Annotated in this window: 22 protein-coding genes; 17 read left to right on the top strand and 5 right to left on the bottom strand. The window is 65.1% G+C overall.

Going from position 1 to position 21,041, the window contains the following annotated elements:
- Position 1 precedes the first annotated feature (1 nt).
- The 6 genes from arsB (at position 2) to ACLL97_RS09660 (ending at position 4,825) form a co-directional block, all read left to right on the top strand.
- Positions 2-1,120, top strand: coding sequence for an ACR3 family arsenite efflux transporter (arsB, locus tag ACLL97_RS09685; protein WP_411280263.1), 1,119 nt, complete (start codon positions 2-4; stop codon positions 1,118-1,120).
- Positions 1,117-1,653 (top strand): arsenate reductase ArsC, encoded by a 537-nt coding sequence (locus tag ACLL97_RS09680; protein ID WP_411280262.1) that lies wholly within the window; start codon positions 1,117-1,119, stop codon positions 1,651-1,653. Before arsB ends, ACLL97_RS09680 begins: the two co-directional genes overlap by 4 nt.
- 230 nt (positions 1,654-1,883) lie before the next feature.
- The gene (locus tag ACLL97_RS09675) at positions 1,884-2,537 is read left to right on the top strand and encodes a HupE/UreJ family protein (protein ID WP_411280305.1); all 654 of its coding nucleotides are present in this window, start codon (positions 1,884-1,886) and stop codon (positions 2,535-2,537) included.
- A gap of 9 nt (positions 2,538-2,546) precedes the next feature.
- Positions 2,547-3,146 (top strand): transmembrane anchor protein, encoded by a 600-nt coding sequence (locus ACLL97_RS09670; RefSeq protein WP_411280261.1) that lies wholly within the window; start codon positions 2,547-2,549, stop codon positions 3,144-3,146.
- Complete coding sequence (locus ACLL97_RS09665) at positions 3,147-3,590, top strand: hypothetical protein (RefSeq protein ID WP_411280260.1); 444 nt, start codon at positions 3,147-3,149, stop codon at positions 3,588-3,590. It abuts the gene before it with no gap.
- Positions 3,591-3,622: 32 nt separating this feature from the next.
- Complete coding sequence (locus ACLL97_RS09660; RefSeq protein ID WP_411280259.1) at positions 3,623-4,825, top strand: methyltransferase; 1,203 nt, start codon at positions 3,623-3,625, stop codon at positions 4,823-4,825.
- Positions 4,826-4,843: 18 nt separating this feature from the next.
- On the opposite strand, the gene ACLL97_RS09655 is transcribed toward ACLL97_RS09660, so the two are convergent.
- A complete protein-coding gene (locus tag ACLL97_RS09655) occupies positions 4,844-5,584 on the bottom strand; it encodes a pseudouridine synthase (protein ID WP_411280258.1) in 741 nt (246 codons plus the stop codon).
- An 81-nt stretch (positions 5,585-5,665) separates the two neighbouring features.
- On the opposite strand from ACLL97_RS09655, the gene ACLL97_RS09650 reads away from it, so the two are divergent.
- Together ACLL97_RS09650 and ACLL97_RS09645 are read left to right on the top strand one after the other, a co-directional pair.
- Complete coding sequence (locus ACLL97_RS09650) at positions 5,666-6,862, top strand: acyl-CoA dehydrogenase family protein (RefSeq protein ID WP_411280257.1); 1,197 nt, start codon at positions 5,666-5,668, stop codon at positions 6,860-6,862.
- A gap of 324 nt (positions 6,863-7,186) precedes the next feature.
- Positions 7,187-7,375, top strand: coding sequence for a hypothetical protein (locus tag ACLL97_RS09645; RefSeq protein ID WP_411280256.1), 189 nt, complete (start codon positions 7,187-7,189; stop codon positions 7,373-7,375).
- A 212-nt stretch (positions 7,376-7,587) separates the two neighbouring features.
- Here the strand turns inward: ACLL97_RS09645 and ACLL97_RS09640 are convergent, their stop codons facing one another.
- The gene (locus tag ACLL97_RS09640; protein WP_411280255.1) at positions 7,588-8,343 is read right to left on the bottom strand and encodes an SIMPL domain-containing protein; all 756 of its coding nucleotides are present in this window, start codon (positions 8,341-8,343) and stop codon (positions 7,588-7,590) included.
- Positions 8,344-8,369: 26 nt separating this feature from the next.
- Positions 8,370-9,518: a sensor histidine kinase gene (locus ACLL97_RS09635; protein ID WP_411280254.1), complete on the bottom strand. Its 1,149-nt coding sequence runs from the start codon at positions 9,516-9,518 to the stop codon at positions 8,370-8,372.
- A gap of 285 nt (positions 9,519-9,803) precedes the next feature.
- Between ACLL97_RS09635 and ACLL97_RS09630 the strand changes: the two genes are divergently transcribed.
- From ACLL97_RS09630 to ACLL97_RS09610, 5 genes are all read left to right on the top strand, one after another.
- The gene (locus ACLL97_RS09630; protein ID WP_411280253.1) at positions 9,804-10,658 is read left to right on the top strand and encodes a LytR/AlgR family response regulator transcription factor; all 855 of its coding nucleotides are present in this window, start codon (positions 9,804-9,806) and stop codon (positions 10,656-10,658) included.
- Positions 10,659-10,779: 121 nt separating this feature from the next.
- Positions 10,780-11,721, top strand: coding sequence for an alpha/beta hydrolase (locus tag ACLL97_RS09625; protein ID WP_411280252.1), 942 nt, complete (start codon positions 10,780-10,782; stop codon positions 11,719-11,721).
- A gap of 140 nt (positions 11,722-11,861) precedes the next feature.
- Positions 11,862-12,152, top strand: coding sequence for a hypothetical protein (locus tag ACLL97_RS09620; protein ID WP_411280251.1), 291 nt, complete (start codon positions 11,862-11,864; stop codon positions 12,150-12,152).
- Positions 12,153-12,207: 55 nt separating this feature from the next.
- Complete coding sequence (locus ACLL97_RS09615) at positions 12,208-14,055, top strand: tetratricopeptide repeat protein (RefSeq protein WP_411280250.1); 1,848 nt, start codon at positions 12,208-12,210, stop codon at positions 14,053-14,055.
- A gap of 64 nt (positions 14,056-14,119) precedes the next feature.
- Complete coding sequence (locus ACLL97_RS09610) at positions 14,120-15,106, top strand: deoxyhypusine synthase family protein (RefSeq protein WP_411280249.1); 987 nt, start codon at positions 14,120-14,122, stop codon at positions 15,104-15,106.
- Positions 15,107-15,115: 9 nt separating this feature from the next.
- Here the strand turns inward: ACLL97_RS09610 and ACLL97_RS09605 are convergent, their stop codons facing one another.
- Both ACLL97_RS09605 and ACLL97_RS09600 read right to left on the bottom strand, forming a co-directional pair.
- On the bottom strand, positions 15,116-16,033 hold the full coding sequence (locus ACLL97_RS09605; protein ID WP_411280248.1) for a LysM peptidoglycan-binding domain-containing protein: 918 nt from the start codon (positions 16,031-16,033) through the stop codon (positions 15,116-15,118).
- An 18-nt stretch (positions 16,034-16,051) separates the two neighbouring features.
- Entirely contained in the window at positions 16,052-16,261 is a 210-nt protein-coding gene (locus ACLL97_RS09600; protein ID WP_411280247.1) for a hypothetical protein, read from the bottom strand.
- A gap of 127 nt (positions 16,262-16,388) precedes the next feature.
- Between ACLL97_RS09600 and ACLL97_RS09595 the strand changes: the two genes are divergently transcribed.
- Genes ACLL97_RS09595 through ACLL97_RS09580 form a run of 4 tightly spaced genes read left to right on the top strand, consistent with a single transcriptional unit; the run spans position 16,389 to position 20,900 of the window.
- Positions 16,389-17,918, top strand: a complete 1,530-nt coding sequence (locus ACLL97_RS09595) for a class I adenylate-forming enzyme family protein (RefSeq protein ID WP_411280246.1) — start codon at positions 16,389-16,391, stop codon at positions 17,916-17,918.
- Positions 17,919-17,926: 8 nt separating this feature from the next.
- Positions 17,927-18,538, top strand: coding sequence for a hypothetical protein (locus ACLL97_RS09590; RefSeq protein WP_411280245.1), 612 nt, complete (start codon positions 17,927-17,929; stop codon positions 18,536-18,538).
- Positions 18,539-18,576: 38 nt separating this feature from the next.
- Positions 18,577-18,876 (top strand): hypothetical protein, encoded by a 300-nt coding sequence (locus tag ACLL97_RS09585; RefSeq protein ID WP_411280244.1) that lies wholly within the window; start codon positions 18,577-18,579, stop codon positions 18,874-18,876.
- The gene (locus ACLL97_RS09580; RefSeq protein ID WP_411280243.1) at positions 18,873-20,900 is read left to right on the top strand and encodes an acetoacetate--CoA ligase; all 2,028 of its coding nucleotides are present in this window, start codon (positions 18,873-18,875) and stop codon (positions 20,898-20,900) included. Before ACLL97_RS09585 ends, ACLL97_RS09580 begins: the two co-directional genes overlap by 4 nt.
- Positions 20,901-21,041 lie beyond the last annotated feature (141 nt).

The raw sequence follows: 21,041 nt of genomic DNA, 5'->3' as shown, positions 1-21,041 counted from the left end.
GGTGTCCGCTTCGCCGCCGCCGACCGTGGCGCGCGCACTCACCGCCCACGCCCCAGTCCTCACGCGGCTCTCCACGCTGGATCGATTCCTTCCCGTGTGGATTTTCGCCGCGATGGCGCTCGGTCTGCTCCTAGGGCGCGTGTATCCCGATCTGGGCGCCGCGCTCGATCGGGTACAACTGGCCGGCGTGTCGGTGCCGATCGCGGTCGGGTTGCTGTGGATGATGTACCCCGTCCTCGCCAAAGTGCGCTACGAAACCATCGGCGCCCATCTCGGTGACACGAAGTTGCTGGGCACGTCGCTGCTGTTGAACTGGGTGATCGGCCCCCTGCTCATGCTGGCATTGGCGTGGCTATTCCTTCCCGATCTGCCGGCCTATCGCAACGGCCTCGTGCTGATCGGGCTCGCGCGCTGCATCGCGATGGTGCTGATCTGGAACTCGCTGGCGTGTGGTTCCGGGGAGCTGGCGGCGGTGCTCGTCGCCCTCAACTCGGTGTTTCAGATTCTCACGTACTCCGTACTCGGCTGGCTCTTTCTTACCGTGGTACCGGCGTGGTTCGGCGCCGACACCACGACCTTGAACGTGTCGATGGGACAGATCGCGACCAGCGTGGCGATTTTTCTCGGTGTGCCGCTCGTGGCCGGCTACCTCACACGCAAGACACTCGTGGCGTTGAAGGGCAGCGTGTGGTACGACACCGTCTTCATGCCCACGTTCGGTCCCACCGCACTGCTCGGGCTGTTGTACACCATCGTGCTCATGTTCGCGATGCAGGGCAATCGCATTTTGTCGCTGCCGCTCGATGTGGTGCGTATTGCGATTCCGATGCTGGTGTATTTCGGCGTGATGTTCGGCGTCTCGTTCTGGTTGTCGAAGCGGCTGGGGTTCGACTACGAAACCACCGCGTCGCTGTCGTTCACGGCCGCCGGCAACAACTTCGAGCTGGCGATCGCCGTCGCCGTCGCGACGTTCGGTATTGCATCCGGCGAAGCGTTGGCGGCCGTCATCGGTCCGCTCATCGAGGTCCCGGCGTTGGTGGGACTCGTGTATGCCTCGCTCTGGGCGCGGCGTCGGTACTTTCCATCTCCAGTCGTCAACGCACGGAGAGGGCGAGTATGAGCATCCCTGACGACCTTCGGCCCGCGGACGTGCTTCGTGTCCTGGTGTTGTGTACGCGGAACTCGGCACGCAGTCAGATCGCGGAGGCACTGTTCAAGACGCTCGGCCGCGAACGCATCGCGGCGGCCAGCGCGGGTTCTGATCCCGGAGCCGGCGTGCATCCAATCGCGGTCGAGGTGCTCGCCGAGATCGGTATCGACTGGCAGGGTCGCCCATCTCGTGCAATCGATGTGGTCATCGACGAACCGTGGGATGTGGTCATTACCGTGTGCGACGCGGCTCGCGATGCCTGTCCCTATTTGCCAACGGCCGGCGTCACGGCGCATTGGGGCATGGAGGATCCTGCCGCAGCGAGTGCAAGCCACGAGGCGCAGCTCGACGCCTTTCGCCACACACGCGACCGGCTGGGCGACGCCATCTCGGTATTCCTCGATGTCATCGGTCGAGCGCGCGCCGTCGGAGACGAGATCTCCGTACAGGAAGCGCTGCTCGCCGGAGGGCGCCGGCTCAGGGAGTCGGCGCCAATGGCCTGAAGCTTCCTGACGAGCAATCCAATCCCTTCGCATGATGCGCTACGCACAACACGCCATGTCAGGAGCGCTCGCGCTCCTGCGCACCGGCGGGGCGACGTCGCGACCACTAGTATTGTCGGATGACAGCGCCGACCGAGTTCATCGCCCCTGATCGTGACGCCGTCCGGGCGATCAATGCACGGCCCGTTGCGCGCGCGCGCGACCGCTTGGCGGTTCAGTTGCTGCTCGGCATGGCATGTCCGGCGGCCGCCTATGCGCATGGCGTGACCGCCGGCGACAAGGGCTACATCATGGAGACGTTCGGCACGCGCATCGTGCCCTTCATGTATCTCGGCGCGAAGCACATGGTCACCGGCTATGACCACCTGCTGTTTCTGGTCGGCGTCATTTTCTATTTGTATCGACTGAAAGACATCGGCGTGTACGTCACGCTCTTTGCACTCGGCCATTCGATCACGCTTCTCGCGGGCGTGCTGATGGGTGTGCACGTCAACGCGTACCTTATCGATGCCGTGATCGGCGCGTCGGTGATCTACAAGGCCTTGGACAACCTCGAGCTGTTCTCCCGCGGGCTGAGGTATCAGCCCGATCCGCGCACCGCCACCATGCTGTTCGGGCTCGTTCACGGGCTCGGATTGGCCACCAAGATGCTCGATTTCGAGTTGGCCAAGGACGGCCTGATGGCGAATCTGCTCGCCTTCAACGTGGGCGTGGAGATTGGGCAGTTTCTCGCCCTGTGCGTCATACTGATCGCGATGAGCTTCTGGCGCCGAAGCGCCACCTTCGCGCGATATGCCACGGCGGCCAATGTGCTGCTGCTGCTGAGCGGTGCGGCGCTCGTGGTCTATCAGCTGAACGGCTACTTTACCCGCTCACCGGCGTAGGAGGCTTTTATGCAGCGTCAATCCGATCGTCCCGACAGCCTGCCTTCGGTGCGGGTGCTGATCGGGCTTTCCCTGGCTGCCCTCCTGCTTGCGGCCTTCCTTGGAGTGGCCGTCGTCATGCCCGCCGAGACGGCCCGTGATCCGAGCGGACTTGGCCGGGTGCTCGGTCTCTCCGAAATGGGACGGATCAAGGTGGCGCTCGCAAAGGAGGCTGCGGCCGACGTTGGCGCGGCGGGGGTGGAGCGGGCCGCTCTCTCGACGGCTACCTCACCGGGCGCGTCGCGTTGGCGCGACTCGATGACGGTGACGTTGCGGCCCAATCAGGGCATCGAACTCAAGATGTCGATGAGGACGTCGGAGAAGGCGTTCTTTGAGTGGTCGACTGACGGCGGCGAGGTGTATTTCAACATGCATGGTGAACCGCCCAATGCACCGAAGGATTACGCCGCGCATCGGTACGGGAAGGGAACGTCGAAGGCAGAGTCGGGAGAGTTGGTAGCCGCCTTCGACGGTGTGCATGGCTGGTTCTGGCGCAATCGGACCGCCCAATCGATTACCATCACGCTCAAGACAGGTGGCGAGTACCTGTTGCTCAAGGAGATGAAGTAGATGAACGTAAAACAAATCACTTTGGCGGCTGGAGCGCTCCTGATGGCGGTATCGCCGACGCCGGCCAATGGCGCCGTTCGCCGACATATCGCATGGGACGGCGTGGTGCAGGGTCTCGGTGGTTCCAAAATCCGCGGCGAAATCGAGATGGTCGCCGGAAAGGCGACCGGCACCACGGCGGTTGAAGTCACCTACGCCCGCGATGCGGCGGGGGCAGTCCGTCCGTGGCATGTCCACGTGGGCAGCTGCGCGAAAGGCGGCCCGGTGCTGGGCGCCGCGTCGGCATATCGGGCGTTGCGCGTCGATGGCAAAGGCGCCGCCAAGAGCAAGGCGACATTGCGCCTGGTGCTCCCGGATAGCGGGAGCTTCTACGTGAATGTCCATGAGTCGGCGGCCGCGATGAGTAAGATCGTGGCCTGCGGGGATCTGTTGTTGGAGGAGTAGGGGCCGCGATCAGAAGTCGCTAGAATGCAGGGATGACGACACCGACCGAAACCGCCCCCGACCGCTACGCATTTTGGCAGAACGCCCCGCTCTCGATCGCGGGGACCCGGGTGCTGGTGGCCACCAAGCCTGGGGTCTTCGCGCATGGCACGGTCGATCCCGCGTCGATGATGCTGGCCGAACAAATGGCGTCGTTGGCACGGAACACGTCTGTCCATCTGAACTGCGGCAACGGCATGGTGCCGGCGGCGGCCGCGGTGGCCGGCGGGGCGTCGGTGCTCTGGTGTTCTGATCGTTCGCTGCCGTCGGTGCAGGCCACCGAGCGGACCATGGCCGTCAATGGCATCGCCGGCTCCCATGTGGTGCACGCCCATGGCACGCACGCATTTCCGCTCGCGCTGGCCGCGGACGTGGTCACGATTCGCGTGTCCACCGACAGGCTCGCGCTGCAGCAGCTCATCTGGGAGGCGTTCCACGCGCTCCGTATTGGCGGCAAGTGCTACCTCGCCGGTGCGAATGACGAAGGGGCGAAGCCGGCGGTGCGTCTACTGGAGTCGATCTTTGGAGCGGCCCGTTTGGAAGCGCAGCACAGCGGGCACCGAATGGCGGTTGCCACGAAAGTGCAGGTCGCGCCGGCGTCGATTGCCGAAGGGACGTCGCCGTATCTCGATCCCGACCACTTCCGTGAGGTGTCGGTAACGCTGAAGGGAATCGACCACACGCTGTTCTCGCGTCCCGGGGTCTTCTCGTGGGAGCATCTCGACGAGGCTACGCAGATTCTGGGGGATCTGATGGACATTGGTGCCGGCGAATCGGTGCTCGATCTGGGCTGCGGCGCCGGCGCGCTGGGGCTCACGGCCGCCGCGCTGTCGCGGACGGGTCGCGTGCTGATGGTAGATGCTGATGCGGAAGCCGCGCGCTGCGCGGCGCGTGGCATTGCGAGGGCCGACCTCGTCAACGCCGAGGTCCGGGCAAGCGACGTGGGGGGAGCGGTAGGCGATGAGCGGTTCGACGTGGTGGTGTCCAATCCGCCCTTTCACCAAGGCAAGGCGACTGATCTCATGGTGCCGCAGCAGTTCATCGCCGATGCCCATGCTCACCTGAACGTGGGTGGTCGCTTGTACCTGGTGGCGAATCGCACACTCCCGTACGAGAAGGTGATCGCCGACCGCTTCGGCCACGTACGCACCCTGCACGATGGACGACGGTTCAAGGTGCTGGGCGCCACCCGATAAGGGCGCGTGAGCGACGCTTTACGACTTCGCTGACTTCGCCAACGCCTTGCACTCGAGCGCTGCGGCGCGAAGCGTGTGAATCTCACCGGCGCCGAGCAGGCGCCACTGCCCCACGGTCAGCTCGCCTAAGGCGAGCGGACCGATCGACACCCGCTGCAGCGCATGCACATGATTGCCGATCGCGGCCATCATGCGCCGCACCTGGTGGTAGCGCCCCTCGCTGATCGTGACCTCGGCGCTCCTCTCGCCCGTCGCGGTGAATACCGCCGGGAGCAACGGCGCGTTCTCGCCCTTCAGCAACAGTGTGCCACTGGCCAGTAAATCGGCCTCGTCGCCGCGCACCGGCTCCGCCAGCGTCATCGCGTAGCGCTTCGGCACGTGAGACTTCGGTGACGCCAACAGGTGATTGAGCGGGCCGTCGTCGGTAATCAGCAGCAGTCCGGACGTGTCCGCATCGAGCCGACCGATCGACGCCATCACCGGCGTCCGCTTCGGATAGTTCGCTGGGAGCAGCTCGTAAATCATCGGCGGCCGATCGTTCAGCGAGCACACGTAGCCCATCGGCTTGTGCAGCAGAATGACCGAGCCCGGTGGAGCGTCGAGCGGCGTACCGTCCACGAACACATCGTCGTGGGCGTACACATCCGCGTCACGAAGCACCGCGCCGGCCAACGTGGTCACGCGCCGCTGCCGCACGATCCGCTCAGCCTCCTTGCGGGTGCCATAGCCAAGAGCAACAAGGTAGCGGGACAGCGTCATGACGTAGGGTTCAGGGGCATGCGGCGATGAGGGTGTACAAGGGAGTATAATGCACCGCGGTCTCCTCTTTCCCAGCGCCCAATGAGCACATCGTCCTCCCGCCCGCGACCGCCGATCAACGGCGATTTCTACGACTGGTTTTCGACCCTGCCTGATGAGGTGAACACGGCGCGCCTGCGGCTCCGCGAGTTCATGAGCGGCGAATGGGAGCCACAAGCGAACGGCTACTGGGAGCGGGCGGAATTTCCGCGCGAGTATTTGGTGGGCAAGATGCAAGAGCTCGATCTGCTGAGCGACGCGTACACGCCGGAGCGTGCCGGCACGGCCACAGTGATGGACGGTCTGCTGTCGATGGAATTTGCGCGGGTCGACCCGTCGCTGGCCACGTTTTTCGGGGTCCACGCCGGGTTGTGCATGGGATCGATCGCGCTCTGTGGATCGGCCGAACAGCAGGCCGAGTGGTTGCCGCCCCTACGCCGATGGGACATGGTGGGGGCGTTCGGGCTCACTGAACCCGACGTCGGCTCGGGTGTGGCGCGAGGCCTCACCACCACCTGCCGTCGCGACGGCAACACGTGGGTATTGAATGGTCAGAAAAAGTGGATTGGCAACTCCACGTGGTGCGACATCGTCATCGTCTGGGCGCGTGACGAGGCCGATCAGTCCGTAAAGGGTTTCATCGTGCGCACGTCGCTGCCCGGATACTCGGCCGCCACCATGCAGGGCAAGATTGCCCAGCGCACGGTGCTGAACGGATTGATCACGCTCACCAACGTCCGGGTGGCCGAGCACGACCGCTTGCAGCGCGCCAACAGTTTCGCCGACACGCAGCGGGTGTTGGTGACAGCGCGGTGCGGCACGGCATGGCAGGGCGTCGGATGCGCGATGGGCGCCTACGAGCACTCGCTCCGCTACGCGCAAGAGCGCACACAGTTCGGGAAGCCGATCGGCAGCTTTCAGCTGATACAGATGATGATGGTCAAGATGCTGGGGAATCTCACCGCGATGATCGGCCTCGCGCTGCGCGCGTCGGAGTTGCAGGATCGGCTGGGGCCTAAAGACGAGATGTCGGCGCTGGCCAAGCAGTTCTGTGCGGCCAAGTGCCGCGAGGTGGTGCAGCTGGCGCGCGAGTCGATGGGTGGCAACGGGATTCTCCTCGAGTTCCACGTGGCGCGGTTGTTCGCCGACGCCGAGGCGATCTACTCCTACGAGGGGTCGAACGAGATCAACGCGATGATCGTGGGACGGGCGGTCACCGGCTATTCGGCGTTTGTCTGAAGCGCGTGATCTCGCGACGTCATCTGTTGCGGGACGCCACCCGTCCGCGAAAGTATCCGGAATCCGCGTACGACAGCCTGACGCGCGTGGCCGCGCAGGCGCTCGACGTGGCCGTCGTGCTCGTGTCGCTGGTGGATGATCAAGGGCAATTCTTTCCAGACGCGAGCGGAGTGCTGGGTGAAATCGCCGTGTGTCGCGTTACGCCGCTGTCGCACTCGTACTGCAAGCACGTCGTGATGACGGGCGCAGTGCGGTCGATCGAAGACGCCCGCGTCCAATTCCTCGTGTTCGAGAATCCAAGAACCGTTCTTCACTACCAAGGACGTGGGCACCGGCACCGGGCGCGGACTGTCTACCGTGTTCGGGATCGTTCACAGCGCGGGAGGGTTGATCACCCTCGACTCGCGCGTCGGCGGCGGCACGCGCGTTCGCATCGTTCCCCCGGCGTCGTCGGGGGAGCCGACCGCCGCGTCGCCGCGCTCACGCTGGCGTCGCTCGAATGATGTTGAGTGAGACGGCGGCGCGGCTATGCCAACGTTCGACACGCACGACGCTGCCGCAGATCGGCTCGAACGCCGCACGGCTCGCCCGCGAGGCTGTCGTGCTGCGGTAGCAGCGCACTGATTCACCACGGATCCTCGCGAACAACGATCTGTTGTCGTGGCGGTACCTTCAGCGATTCTTCGGCCGATCGGTGGTTCAGGGCGCGACCGTTCAGCTCGATTTCAGTTCGCGAGTCCGTACACGACGGTGGTCACCACGCGGACACGCTTCGTGATCTGACTCTCCTCGGAGATTCCCATCGCCTGATCGCGCGGGAGAATCTCGAATACCCCCTGATTGGCGCTGCGAATGCCGGAGAGGATGCTCTTGGAGTCGCGCGCGAACTGCTGCGCTGATTCGCGCGCTCGTGACGTGGCTTCGGCGATCATCGGGTTCTTGAGATCGTTGAGCTTCGTAAAGACAAACGTCGGACCGCCACCGCCGTATTCCTGCCCCGATGACAACACGACGCCGTTGCGCACCAGGTCCGGCACGCGCTGGCTGGCCGTCTGCACGAGGTCCACGCGAGTCGAGCGCACCACGAGCGTCTGCCGGATGACATAGCGGCCCGTGTTCTGGTAGCCGCCCACCGTGCGTGCATCCTGCACGGAGAACTCCTGCACGCTCACTTCGGTGCCGATGGAGTCCAGTCCCTGCGCAGTGAGAAAGGCGCGCACCTGCTGCACGTTGCGCTCGAGCGCCGTGTTGGCCCGTACGAGATCATCGTCGGTGACGACGAGCCGAAGCGGCCAGATCGCGAGATCGGCCTTGGCCTCGCGCTCGGCAACACCCTTCACGGACACCGTGCGATCGGAGGTGCGCATGCGCGCGACGCCGCTGCCGACGAGGAAACCGCCGACGGCGACACCGGTGGCGAGCAACAGGGCCGCGATGATGCGGCCGGACGAGGCGGACGAGGCGGACGTGGTGGTATGCATGCCGTGGGAAGCCTGGGAATGGAGCGTCAGCGATCGTGGACAGGAATGCGAATTTCTACGCGGCAGCCGCCCGAGGCGTGATTGCTCATGCGAAAGGCGTACCGGTCGCCGTACAGCATCGTGAGTCGCATCCGCGTGTTGGTGAGGCCAATGCCAAGACCGTCCACCGATGGCGTGGCCGCGAGAAAGCGCCCGCTAGTAGTCAGCAGTCCGTCGAGACCACGGCCGTTGTCTTCGACGATGATCTCCAGCATGACGCCATGGCGTTTCACATGCACTTCGATCGTCTGATCCGGATGGCCGGGCGCGAGGCCGTGCTTGAGGGCGTTCTCGACCAGCGGTTGCAGGAGAAAGCTGGGGAGCATGTCGTCCACCGCCGACGGATCGACGGTGATGTCGGCGTCAAGCCCTTGCCCGTAGCGGACGCGGGCAATCTGGAGATAGAGCTCGACCAATTCGATTTCCTGCCACACCGGGATCAGCGACGAGCCCGCACTGCGGAGCGACAGGCGTAGGAGATCGGCCACGCGAGTCAGCGTCCGTTGCGCTTCGCGGACGTCCATCTCCATCAGTTCGGCCACTGAATTGAGCGCGTTGAATAGAAAATGCGGGTTGAGTTGCATGCGGAGCGCTTCGAGTTGGGTGCTCGCCAGCTTCTGCTCGAGGGCGGTGGCCGCGCGGTCGCGTTCGCGATAGCGCCGTACAAACTCCACCATGTACGCGGCGCCCACGACCGCCCAGTACAGCACGACCTGAAAGTCGAGATGGTTCACCAGCACCACCCGGACCGCGAACGCATAACTGGTAACCTGACCGATGGCCCCGAACACATGATCGAGCCAGGCGATAGCGAGGACGTTCACCGCGCAAATCACGGCGCTCACGGCCACGTGCATGGCGATCCAGGGCAGGATTCGCGCGGTGTCCAGTTTGACCCGTTCCACGAGAGTGAGCACTACCTGCGACCACAGCCCCCACAACATCCAGGATGCCCCCTGCCAGAGCAGGGCGGTGGTGACGTTGTACTGGGTTCCAGACGCATCACCGATCAGCGCGAGCTGTAGGGCCGCCAGAACGGCTGGAATGACCCACACGACGGCACACAGGAGGCGCGTGACACGTCGCAGGCGCACGCCTTCATCGGCGATCGTGACGGGCTGAATCGAGGACACCATGAAACGGCGGCTGGAGTGTTTTCGCCATCCACCCAATGGATGCGCTGCGATCGACTGGAACTTCACGGGCAACAGAACGTAGTATACCCGATCGGCAGGGCCGTGCAGCTTTGAGGCTGCACTTTCCTTTCGCGGTACTTGGTGCAACCATCCGTTCATTCCCGAAACGGGATTTGTCGCTGAGGCCGTTTCGCCGGATCAATCGATCGACGTCATGTGCGCTGCTCCTCCCGGCGCGCCGAACGAGCGCCGTCGGCCTGTGGAACGGAGGTGGAGACGGTGCACGTGCGAGTTCTGATCGTTGACGATGAAAGTCTGGCGCGGCAGCGTGTTCGCCGACTCGTGCAGACGGAAGCGGATGTCGAGGTGGTCGGCGAGGCCGAGAGCGGACACGAGGCCGTCGCGATGATTCGCGAGCTGCAACCGGATCTGGTCTGTCTCGACGTCCAGATGCCGGGGCTCGACGGGTTTGGCGTCCTCCGCGAACTCGACGGCGGCCACGTGCCGATGGTCTTGTTCATCACCGCGTACGACGAGCATGCGCAGCGTGCCTTCGACGTGCACGCGGTGGATTATGTCCTGAAGCCGGTCGATGAAGAGCGATTCAAAGCCGCGTTCGACAAGGCGCGGAAGCAGCGCGCAAATGCGGTTGCGGCTGAACGTCTCGGCGAACTGCTGGAAACGGTGCGACGACTCGCCGACGCGCGGGGGGATCTCGCCGCGGGCGTTGCCGGTGCGGCGGGCAACGGAGCTGCGCCGGGCCATGCGTGGGCGGGCGCCAGCGGCGCGGCCGCCGCGAATGGCGGACGATATGCCAGCCGCATTCTGGTGAAGCAGGATGGTCGCATGTTCTTCGTGAAGACGACCGAGATTGACTGGATCGAAGCCGATCGCAATTACGTGCGACTGCACGTGAGTAAAACCGCGCACACGATCCGCGAACGCATCAGCCATCTTGAAGAAACGCTGGACCCGCGCCTGTTCGCGCGGATTCATCGCTCTACGATCGTGAATCTGAATCGCGTGCGCGAAATGCAGCAGTGGTTCTCCGGTGACTACGTGGTCATCCTCGAAGATGGCACCCGTCTCCGGCTCAGTCGCCACTACCGCGATCGCGTGGAGAAACAAGTCGGCGTGTAAGCTGTTCGCGACGTCGCTGCGACCCGACGCGCCAGTCACGAGTATCATTCGACAGCCCCTCGATGGTGCGACGCGATGCCTATCATCGTTTGCAGGGTTCATGCGAGCTCGAGTGAGACTGATGTCGACCGTTCCGTCCGCCGCCCCGATCAGTTGGCAGTCCAGAATCGTTTACGTGCTCGTGCGCGCGCGCATGCGTCGGCACGCCTTCGCGCCGATCGACCCGTTGTGGGTGCGGCGCGAAATGGGCCGGCCGCGGGCGGCGCGTCGCTGGATGGCGCGTGCCACCGGCGCCTCCGTTGAACTGCGCGCGGCAGTGCAGGGATGGCCGGGCGGGGAGATCGTGTCATGGCCCGGACACGCCGATAGTGCCCCGGTGCTGCTGTATCTGCACGGCGGCGGGTTCATTGCCTGTTCACCGGAAACGCACCGCCCCCTCGTGTCGTCGCTCGTGCGTCGCGTGCGTGGGCGGGCGTTCGTACCACGCTATCGTCTGGCTCCTGAACACCCATTTCCGGCGGCGCTCGACGACGCCAGGGCCGCTTACCGATATCTGCTCGACGTGGAGCGCATCGCGCCGGCGCAGATCATAATTGCCGGCGACTCGGCCGGCGGCGGGCTCGCGCTGTCGCTCGCGCTGTCGATCCGCGACGAGCAGTGGCCGAATCCCGCCGGTCTCGTGACCTTTAGTCCGTGGACCGATCTGGCCGCGACCGGCCGTTCGCTCGACGAGAACTCTGAACGGTGCGCGATGTTCGCCGGCGAGACGATTCGTCGCGCTGCCCGTTTCTATGTCGGCGACGCCGATCCGACTTCGCCGTTGATTTCACCGTTGTATGGCGACTTTCGCGGGCTGCCGCCGATGCTGGTGCACGCCAGCGAAGACGAAGTGCTTCGTGACGACGCGATTCGTGTCGCCACCGCCGCGCGTGATGCCGGCGTGGATGTCGAGCTGCAGCTCTGGCCGCACGTGCCGCATGTCTGGCAATTCTTCGCGGCGGTGCTGCCGGAGGCGCGCGCCTCGCTCGACGCCACGACACGCTTCGTACGCGCGCGAACGTAGCTCACGTGTCGTACGACACGAACGCCGCTTCATGTTCGTGTGCCGCGCACCACCACGGGCTCAAGCGTTGGAATAGCGGCGTCCCTCGCTGTGACGGATCGTGACGCCGCACGGCACGAGGCGTCCAGCGTGCAACGACCGTGAGCAACGCCGACATTTTTCCGCTATATCGTCCCCCGGATTGGTACCCACTACAGCGCGCCCTCGCGCTGGTGTTCGGGACCGCCGCGATCGACGCCACCGCCTCCTTCTGGTTCATCGGGTTCGTCGACGGACCCGCCGATGTGGGAGAGTTGCGGCGGTACCAGTACAGCGCGACCGGGCGACGGATTGCCCTCGACCGCAACGGGGGCGCGTATCGATGGTTCGAGGAGATCCATGGCTACAGCCGGGTGGATCATGAGGAAGCCCTGATCGGAGCCCTCCTGTGATCCGAAGCGCGAAGTTTATGAAATTCCGGGGCGACGCAGCCGATACTTCTTCCACATGCCCCCGGATCTCCCTGGCATAGGCGGTACGCCGCGCCTATCGCCGTCGTCGCCGATCGGCCCGGCCGTGCCTCCAAGGGCGATGACCCTTGGGCCCGTAGGCTCGGTCACGCCCTCGACGGCGCTGGCGCCCGTGGCTCCCACCGGCACGCGCGGCGCGTCTACGCTGCCGTCGCCGCTGGCACGCAGCGGCCTCGACCTCCTCGACCTCGTTGGCACGACCGATCTGTTGGTGGAACGCCGAACGGTGGCGCCGGTGGCGCTCGACGTCGGCCTCGAGACGGCGCGCGGCGCGCTCCTTCGCGGCCTGGCCGCCGAGTCGCTGGCGACGTTGGATGGCGTGTGGGAGCGCGCGCAGCTGACCGAGGAGGGCTGGTATCTCCGCTGCGGCGCGCTGGTCGTGCTGGGGCTTCCCGGCGAAGCGGAGAGGGTCTCCACCGAGGCGTTGCAGCTCAAGCCGTCGTCGGTCGCCCTGCGCTTCATGCAATCGCTGGCGCGGCTGGCCAGCGGCGACGTGTCCGGCGCCCGCGGCGCGATTGCGGCGGCCATCGAACCGCACACAACGCACCCGGTCCTGCTGGTGCAGCAGATTATCGTGCTTGCGCGACAGAGCAACCAACGCGAGGCGGAACGTTTGCTGCAGCAGGTCATGCGGGCATTCCCGGATCATCCCGCCGTAGAGTTCGCGCGCACGACGTTGCGGTCGATCGCGGCCGATCATACCCGGAGTGCGTCGCGCACTGCTTTCGGCGGTCTCGTAACTGAATCGTCACCATTCACGACCGGCGACCACGAGGCATTCGAAGCGTTCAGCGCGGTAGCGCGAGACACGACGTTGGACGACGGCGATTGGACCGTGGAGCACGCGGCGTCCGAAATGGAGTTGGCCGGGACTGACGCACGTATTCCGGCCGGGGATGTGATTGGCAATGCAGCCGAGCGGGCAATCGCACGTCTCGGCGCCCAGTTCGCGACGTTGTCGCTGTCGGAAACGGTGCGCGAGGGGCGTATGCTGATCCGCGCGTTCAGTGCCGGCGGCTCGATGACCGGCGTTTGCGCCCCGGAGCAGGCGCATGCGGCCCGCGGGCTGCTCACGGCAATCATCTTCACACTCAACAACAACGCGGCGCCGTCCGCGCGCGCCACCGACGGCGCCTCGCCGCTGGACGTCCTACTCTCCCAGTGGCTGCCGCCGATGCAGGCCGAGCGGTACGACGACGCCGCGCGTGTCCTGCGTCGGCTTGGAACGAGCATTCCGGACGCTCAGCGGCGCCTGCTCGAGGCGTGCGCGCAACGCCCCGTGGAGACGCTACCACGAGACGATCGCGATTCACCGGTGATGCGTTTCGGCACGGGGGATTACGAGGCGCTGGTGCAGGGCGAGCCAGTCAAGGGACCGCTCATTCCGGTGCGACTCGGCCTTGCGCTGCTCGAGGAGCGTTGTCCCGATCGGACGGCGGAGCGTGCGATGCATGGCTGGATCGAGCGTCCTCGCGAATTGACACCGAGTCACTCCACACCGAGTCACTCCACACCGAGTCACATGACGTCGAGTCGCGTGACGCCATTGGCGGCGGCGGTCGGGCCGATGGAGCCGGACGGTCGAGGCTGGGACGTGGCGAGCGCGGCCAGCGCCTACCTTCCGCCGCCGCGCGACGAGGGGGCGGGTATGCGCATCGCTGCGCTGCTGTGCGTCATCATTGCCGCCGGTTCGGCGATGTCCGGCTCGGGCGTCGTCGCGATCGCCTTCGGCCTCGGGGCAGCGTGGTTGGGGCTCCGTCGCAGCGGGCGATCGGCCAACGGCCCGATCGCGGTCGGCGCACGCCACACGACCGGGGCCGATTAGATTGCGACCGGCGCCGTCCGCCTCCGGGCGGCGCTGTCCCATTCCGAACAGAGTCGTTCATCTCATGACCCAGTCCACGTCCGCGCCCGTCACGGCGTTTCTCCGTCATCACTACCGCCACTTCAACGCGGCCGCTCTCATTGATGCCGCCGATGGCTACATACGCCATCTCGAGGCCGGCAACAAAATGATGATTACGCTCGCCGGTGCGATGAGCACGGCGGAACTGGGGCTGTCATTGGCCGAAATGATCCGGCAGGACAAAGTCCACGCGATCACGTGCACGGGCGCGAATCTCGAAGAAGACATTTACAATCTGGTCGCGCACGATCACTACGAGCGCGTGCCGAACTATCGCGACCTCACGCCGGCAGACGAGCAGAAGTTGCTCGAGAAGCACTTCAATCGCGTGACCGACACCTGCATTCCGGAGGCGGAAGCGATTCGTCGGATCGAGAAGGCGATTCTCGACGAGTGGACCGCCGCCGACCAGGCCGGCGAGAGTTTCTTCCCGCACGAGTTCATGTACCGCATTCTGCTCAGCGGCAAGCTCGAGGAATTCTATCAGATCGATCCGAAGAACTCGTGGATGTTGGCTGCCGCCCAGAAGAACCTGCCGATTATCGTGCCGGGCTGGGAAGACTCGACAACGGGCAACATCTTTGCGTCGCACGTGATCGACGGCAACATCAAAAACGTGCATACGGTGAAGGGCGGCATTCAGTACATGATGTATCTGGCCGAGCACTACACCGAAGTCACAAAGGATTCGACGATGGGCTTCTTCCAGATCGGCGGCGGCATCGCCGGTGACTTCCCGATCTGTGTCGTTCCGATGCTGCATCAGGACCTGCAGCGAACCGAAGTGCCGCTGTGGGGCTACTTCTGTCAGATCAGCGATTCGACGACGTCGTACGGTTCGTACTCGGGTGCCGTGCCGAACGAGAAGATCACGTGGGGCAAGCTCGGCATCGAAACGCCCAAGTACATTATCGAGAGCGACGCGAGCATCGTGGCGCCATTGGTGTTCGCGATCGTGCTCGGTCAGTAAGCGGCCGCGCTACGGAGGGGTGTCCACCTCGACCTTGGGCACCCGCAGTCGCTGTCCCACTTTGATGTCGTCGGTGGCAAGCTGATTCAGCTGACGGAGGACCTCCGGCGATGACCGGAAGCGGCGCGCGAGGCCGGTGAGTGTTTCGCCGCGCCGTACGATATACGGCACGTACAGCGCGGCCGGCGGAGCGGGAGCGCGCGTCGTGGCGGTGAGCACTTCTTCGTCGCGCGTAACCGCTTTGCGCGCCGCTGCGCTCGCATTGGACACCCGAAGCGCCGACGTCCACGAGCCGTCGTCGACGATGAAGTTGACCTGAGCTGACGGGGTGCGCAACGTGAGTCCCCGCCCGTATCCGCGAAAGAGGGTGCGCGGCTCAAACGTGAAGGCTGCGTCGTACGGATAGCTCTCCACCAGCAGCTCCATGGGCCCGTCTTCGCGAGGACGCAGCAGCGGGGTGGGCGGGGCGCCCACGTACAGCAGCCGACGGTCGGTCGCGACGACCACACCGAATGACTCGCGCCACATGTCCGTCCAGCGCCGTTGTGAGGCGAAGGCGCGCGCCACCACGCGCTCTTCGGGACCCAGCTGCGACACGACCTCCTGCTGCGCGGCCTCGCGAGCGGTACGGCGGGCGCCGATCGGGGGAACGATAGCGGCGGCAGCCACCAAGCCAGCCGTGCCCAGCAGCGCCGTGCTGCTCGTCAGCGCCACCAGCAACCGCACCCAAGCACTGCGTTGACGTCGCGTTGGCGGCGCGGCGTCGCCAGCCCGGAACCAGCCTCGCCCGCGTGCGCTGCTCGTCGACAGTTTGGACGCCGGATCGGACGCCGTAGCGGACGCCGTAGCGCGCTCGGCCGGCACGCTCAGATCGTCAGTCGCAGTCGAGTTCGACCGTGTGTTCGGAGACGGGTCGTGGGTGGCCATTGGGTAAAGAATACCCCACTAGGGGTCCGTGTGCGTAACGGCGACGAGACGGCGCGTCAGTTTGCGGCGCTGCATGACGTGCTGCGGCACGAGGCGGGGCAGTCGCCTCTCGTTGAAGCCGACCTCCCGGTACGGGTTGACCACGGCTATACCGTACGAGAACGACAGTGGCGTGCGGCCGATGGACGGGTGGTGGTCACCCGTGTGCGTGTCGATGAACTCGGACACGCATGGTCGGGCGGTTCGCCCAGCGGTACCTTCACCGACAGTGCCGGTCCTCACGCGAGTCACCTGATCGCCGCCTTCATCGCGCAGCACGCGCGTCCTGCTGCCCGGTACGCCCTTTTTCGCTCCGATGACGTATCCGCAGCTGCCCGATCTGTTCGATCCTGTCGCCTGGTGGTCTACGGTGGACGGTACGCGAACGGCCATCATCGACTCGGCCACCGCACGACGCTACAGCTATCGCGAGGTCGATCGCGATGCAGATCGCTGGCATGCGCTGCTCGCGCGTCAGCGCGTGCAGGTCGGCGATCGCGTGGGTATTCTCGCGCAGAATCGCTACGACTTCATCCCGATGTTCTTCGGCTGCATCCGGTTGGGCGCGATCTTGGTCCCGCTCAATTGGCGACTGTCGGGCGTCGAGCTTGCGCGCGTCCTCGGCGACGCCGAGCCGGACGTCGTGTTTTGTGAGGATGCGTCGCGGGCGTTGTTGGAAGAGTCGCTCGCGCATGTCGACGGCGGTGCCGCGCCACGGGTGTTCGATCTCGATCATGACGTCCCGACGATGCAGCGCGCCGTTGCCGACGAGGTCGCACCGCGCTGTCCGGACCGTAGTCAGGATGATACGACGATGCTGCTATACACCTCGGGCAGCACCGGCGTCCCCAAGGGCGTGATGCTGCCGCATCGCCAACTGCTGTGGAATGCGATGGCCACCACGATCGGCTGGCGACTCGGCGCCGACGATATCGGCCCGGCGGCCACGCCGTTCTTTCACACCGGCGGTTGGCACGTGTTCACGACCACGCTGCTGTCGCGTGGCGGTGCCATCGTGCTCATGGGGGCGTTCGAACCCGCCGCGTATCTCGACGTGCTCGATCGTTACGGCGTCACGGTGACCTTTGGCGTCCCCACGCAGTTTGCGATGATGCGTGATTGTGCCGGTTGGGGTCGATCATTGCCGAAGTTGCGGTGGTTTTTCTCTGGCGGCGCGCCCTGTCCGCAGGGGACGAAGGATTTGGTGCGTGCGGCGGGATACGGATTTCGTGAGGGTTACGGTCTCACGGAATGCGGTCCCAACTGTTTTGCCACCAACGAGCAAACCGCATTTGAGAAGGACGGCTCCACCGGGTGGCCGATTCCGTTTCTGCAGATGCGACTGCGCGCCGACGATGGATCGCTTGCGGGCACCGACGACATCGGTGAACTGGAACTGCGCGGGCCGCAGATGTTTAGCGGGTACTTTCGATCGCCCGACAAAACGGCGGACGTCATGACGGCGGACGGCTGGCTCCGTACGGGTGATCTCGCGAGTCGTGATGCGGAAGGGGTCCACCGAATCCGAGGTCGTCGCAAAGAGATGTTCATTTCGGGTGGGGAGAATGTATTCCCGGGGGAAGTGGAAGCCGTGCTGCTCGACTGCCCTGGCGTCATCGAAGCCATTGTGATCGGCGTGCCCGACGTCCGTTGGGGTGAAGTGGGATGTGCGCTTATCGTACGTCGTGATGCCGCGCTCGACGAAGGCAAAGTCACCAGCGAAGCGCGACTGCGGTTGGCCGGATACAAGGTGCCGAAGCGAGTGGTGTTCGTAGACGCGATACCGCGGCTTGGATCGGGGAAAATCGATCGGCGCGCTGCGGCCATGCTCATTGCGGAATGCTGAGGCGCCCGATGACGAGTCCGTCCGCGCGCGCCAAGGGTTCCGCCGTCCAGAGTACGCTGGCGTTCCTGGCCGCGACGGCCGGGGAGGAAATGCCGGCGCAGCTGATGGCTGAACTCGACGCCGATACGCGCGCGGCCGTCATCGGCGCTACGTCGACGCACGAGCTGCCGTACGACGTACTGGTCACCCTGTGGCTGGCGGCGGATCGCTGGATTTTGCAGTATCGTCCCGTGCTACGCGATTGGGCGGAGCAGGCGGGCGAGGCGTCGATCGGATCGCTGGGCGTGCACTTGTACGGCGGCATTCTTCGGAAGCCGACGCCTCGTGAGTTTCTCACCCAGAGCATTTCGCTCTTTCGACTGTACTACCAGCCCGGCGACATGGAAGTGGTGGAAGATGTGCTCGGACGTGCCGTGCTGCGGTTGGTGGGTTTCGATCCCGTGACGACTATCTTTTGTCGGCGCCAAACGGGAGGATTGCGCCAGGCGGTCGCGCTGGCCGGCGGGGAGAGTGCCCGGGTGCGTCACGTGCGTTGCTCCATCGACGGGGATGCATTCTGTGAATGGGAACTCTCATGGCAGGTCGAGAGCGCAACGGCTGGCGCACGGAGCACGACCTAGCGAGCATTGGGTATGCTTCCGCTGGTCCGAACAGCTCCATGACGCGCTCCGAGCGGGCTCCCGCCCCCAAGCGTACCAAGCGCGCGCGCGCGTCCGCCGATGCGAAGGCCGCGATCGCGCCGCCACAACTCGACTTGTTCCCGGTACGCCCGGTCGTCGATGTGCTCGATCCGCGCCTCGTCGTCGGAGCACAGACTGGCGTCGAGCATCTGGTGCGTGTGCGTCTACGACCCAACGATGCGCCGCATCTGATCTTTCACGACCGGCACGGGTGGTATTGTGAGTCGCATGGGCCCACCTGCCACACCGTGCAGCTAGCGCGCGACGCCGTCAAATGACGGGCCACAAGGCAGTTGAAGGCACGCCGATCTGGACGCCGTCGGCGGAGGCTGTGCAGCGTGCGCGGGTCACACAATTCCGTCTCGATCTCCGAGCTCGCGGGATTATCGACGCATCGGTGCATGATGCGCACGCGTTGCAGCGCTGGTCGGTGCAGCACCCCGCGTCGTTCTGGGCCGAGATCTGGCGCGCGGCCGACATTATGGCCGACGGACCGGGTTCGCCTGATGCGCCTTGGAGTGCGGTGCTGATTGGCGGTGAACGCATGGCGCCACCAGACTCGCAGGGCGGCCCGCGCTGGTTCACCGACACGCGTCTCAATTTCGCGGAGCATCTGTTGCGTCGTCGCGACGGCGGGACGGCGATCGTGTCCTGGAATGAGCAGGGAGCGCAGCAGCGGGTCTCCTTCGCCGACTTAGCGGAGCAGGTGGCAGCCACCGCGGCCGCGCTCGCCGCCGCCGGTGTGGGCGCGGGCGATCGCGTGGTCGGCTATCTGCCGAATCTGCCACAGGCGGTGATCGCGATGTTGGCGGCCACGTCGCTCGGCGCGGTCTGGTCGTCCTGTTCGCCGGACTTCGGCCCGAAGGGCGCGCTCGATCGATTCGGACAGATTGCACCCAAGGTGCTGATCGTCGCCGACGGTTACTGGTACGCCGGGAAGGTGATCGACTGCTTGCCCCGAGTGCGTGAGATCGTGGCGTCGCTCCCGTCGCTCGCGGCGGTGTGGGTGGTACCGTATGTAAGCGGCACGCCGGCGATCGCATCGGTGCCCGGTGCAGTCACGTTCACCGACATGCTGGCGCGGTATTCGTCGGAGCGCGAGCCGACCTTTACGCGCCTGCCGTTCGATCATCCATTGTACATCATGTACTCGTCAGGCACGACAGGACTACCCAAGTGCATGGTGCATAGCGCAGGTGGCACGCTGCTGCAGCATTGGAAGGAGCTCGCGTTGCACACTGACCTCGGGCCGGAGGACGTCATTTTCTACTTCACCACCTGTGGCTGGATGATGTGGAACTGGCTGGTGTCGGCGCTGGCAATCGGGAGCACCATTGTGCTGTACGACGGCGCACCATTGTCGCCGTCGGCGGACATTCTATGGCAGATGGCGGCCGCGGAACGCGTATCGGTGTTCGGCACGAGCGCCAAGTATCTCGCGGTGCTCGAAAAAGCAGGTGCGCAACCGCGTGCGCAGTTTGACCTCTCGTCGCTGCGGGCGATTCTTTCCACCGGGAGCCCGCTGGCGGCGCATAGCTACGATTTTGTGTACGCGCAGGTCAAGTCGGACCTGCGTCTGGCCAGCATCAGTGGCGGCACCGACATCGTGAGCTGCTTCGCGCTCGGCGATCCCACGGGACCGGTGTACCGCGGTGAGCTGCAGATGCGTGGACTCGGCATGGCGGTCGAGGTGTTCGGCGACGAGGGCACGCCGGTGCGTGAAACGCCCGGGGAGCTCGTGTGCACGCGTCCGTTCCCAAGTATGCCCGTGGCCTTCTGGAACGATCCGGACGGCGCCTTGTACCGCGCCGCGTACTTCGAACATTTCTCCGGTGTCTGGCGCCATGGTGATTGGGCGGAAATCACGGCGCACGACGGCGTGATCATTCACGGACGCAGCGACGCGACACTCAATCCCGGCGGTGTGCGAATCGGCACCGCGGAGATCTATCGCCAAGTCGAGCAGATTCCGTCCATACTCGAATCGCTCGTTATCGAGCAGCGCGTCGGCGTCGATGGCGACCACTCGCGCGTGGTGCTGTTCGTGCGCCTGCGCGAAGGTGAGCACCTCACGGACGACCTGCAGCGGGCGATCCGTCTACGCATACGCGAGCACGCCAGCCCACACCACGTCCCGAAGGTGATCGTGGCGGTGGCGGATATTCCCCGCACGATCAGCGGTAAGATCACCGAACTGGCCGTCCGCGATGTTGTGCATGGCCGACCGGTCAAAAACGCCGACGCGCTGGCGAACCCGGCCGCGCTGTCGCTCTTTGCCGACCTCCCCGAACTCCGGTTTTAGGCCCCTGCGCGCCGCGGCGGGTTATCTTTGCAGAATACTGCCGGACCAGCCCTGTTCGTGGAGCATCGTCCCATGTGCAAGAATCCGCTTTCGGAAGACCAACGGCAACGCGCCTGGATCGGCGCGCTGCCTCGTTCGCAT

The organism is Gemmatimonas sp. (genome assembly GCF_046594945.1).
Classification (GTDB): domain Bacteria; phylum Gemmatimonadota; class Gemmatimonadetes; order Gemmatimonadales; family Gemmatimonadaceae; genus Gemmatimonas.
The sequence above is the reverse complement of the archived record's forward strand: the minus strand, read 5'-3'. Positions and strand labels throughout refer to the sequence as shown.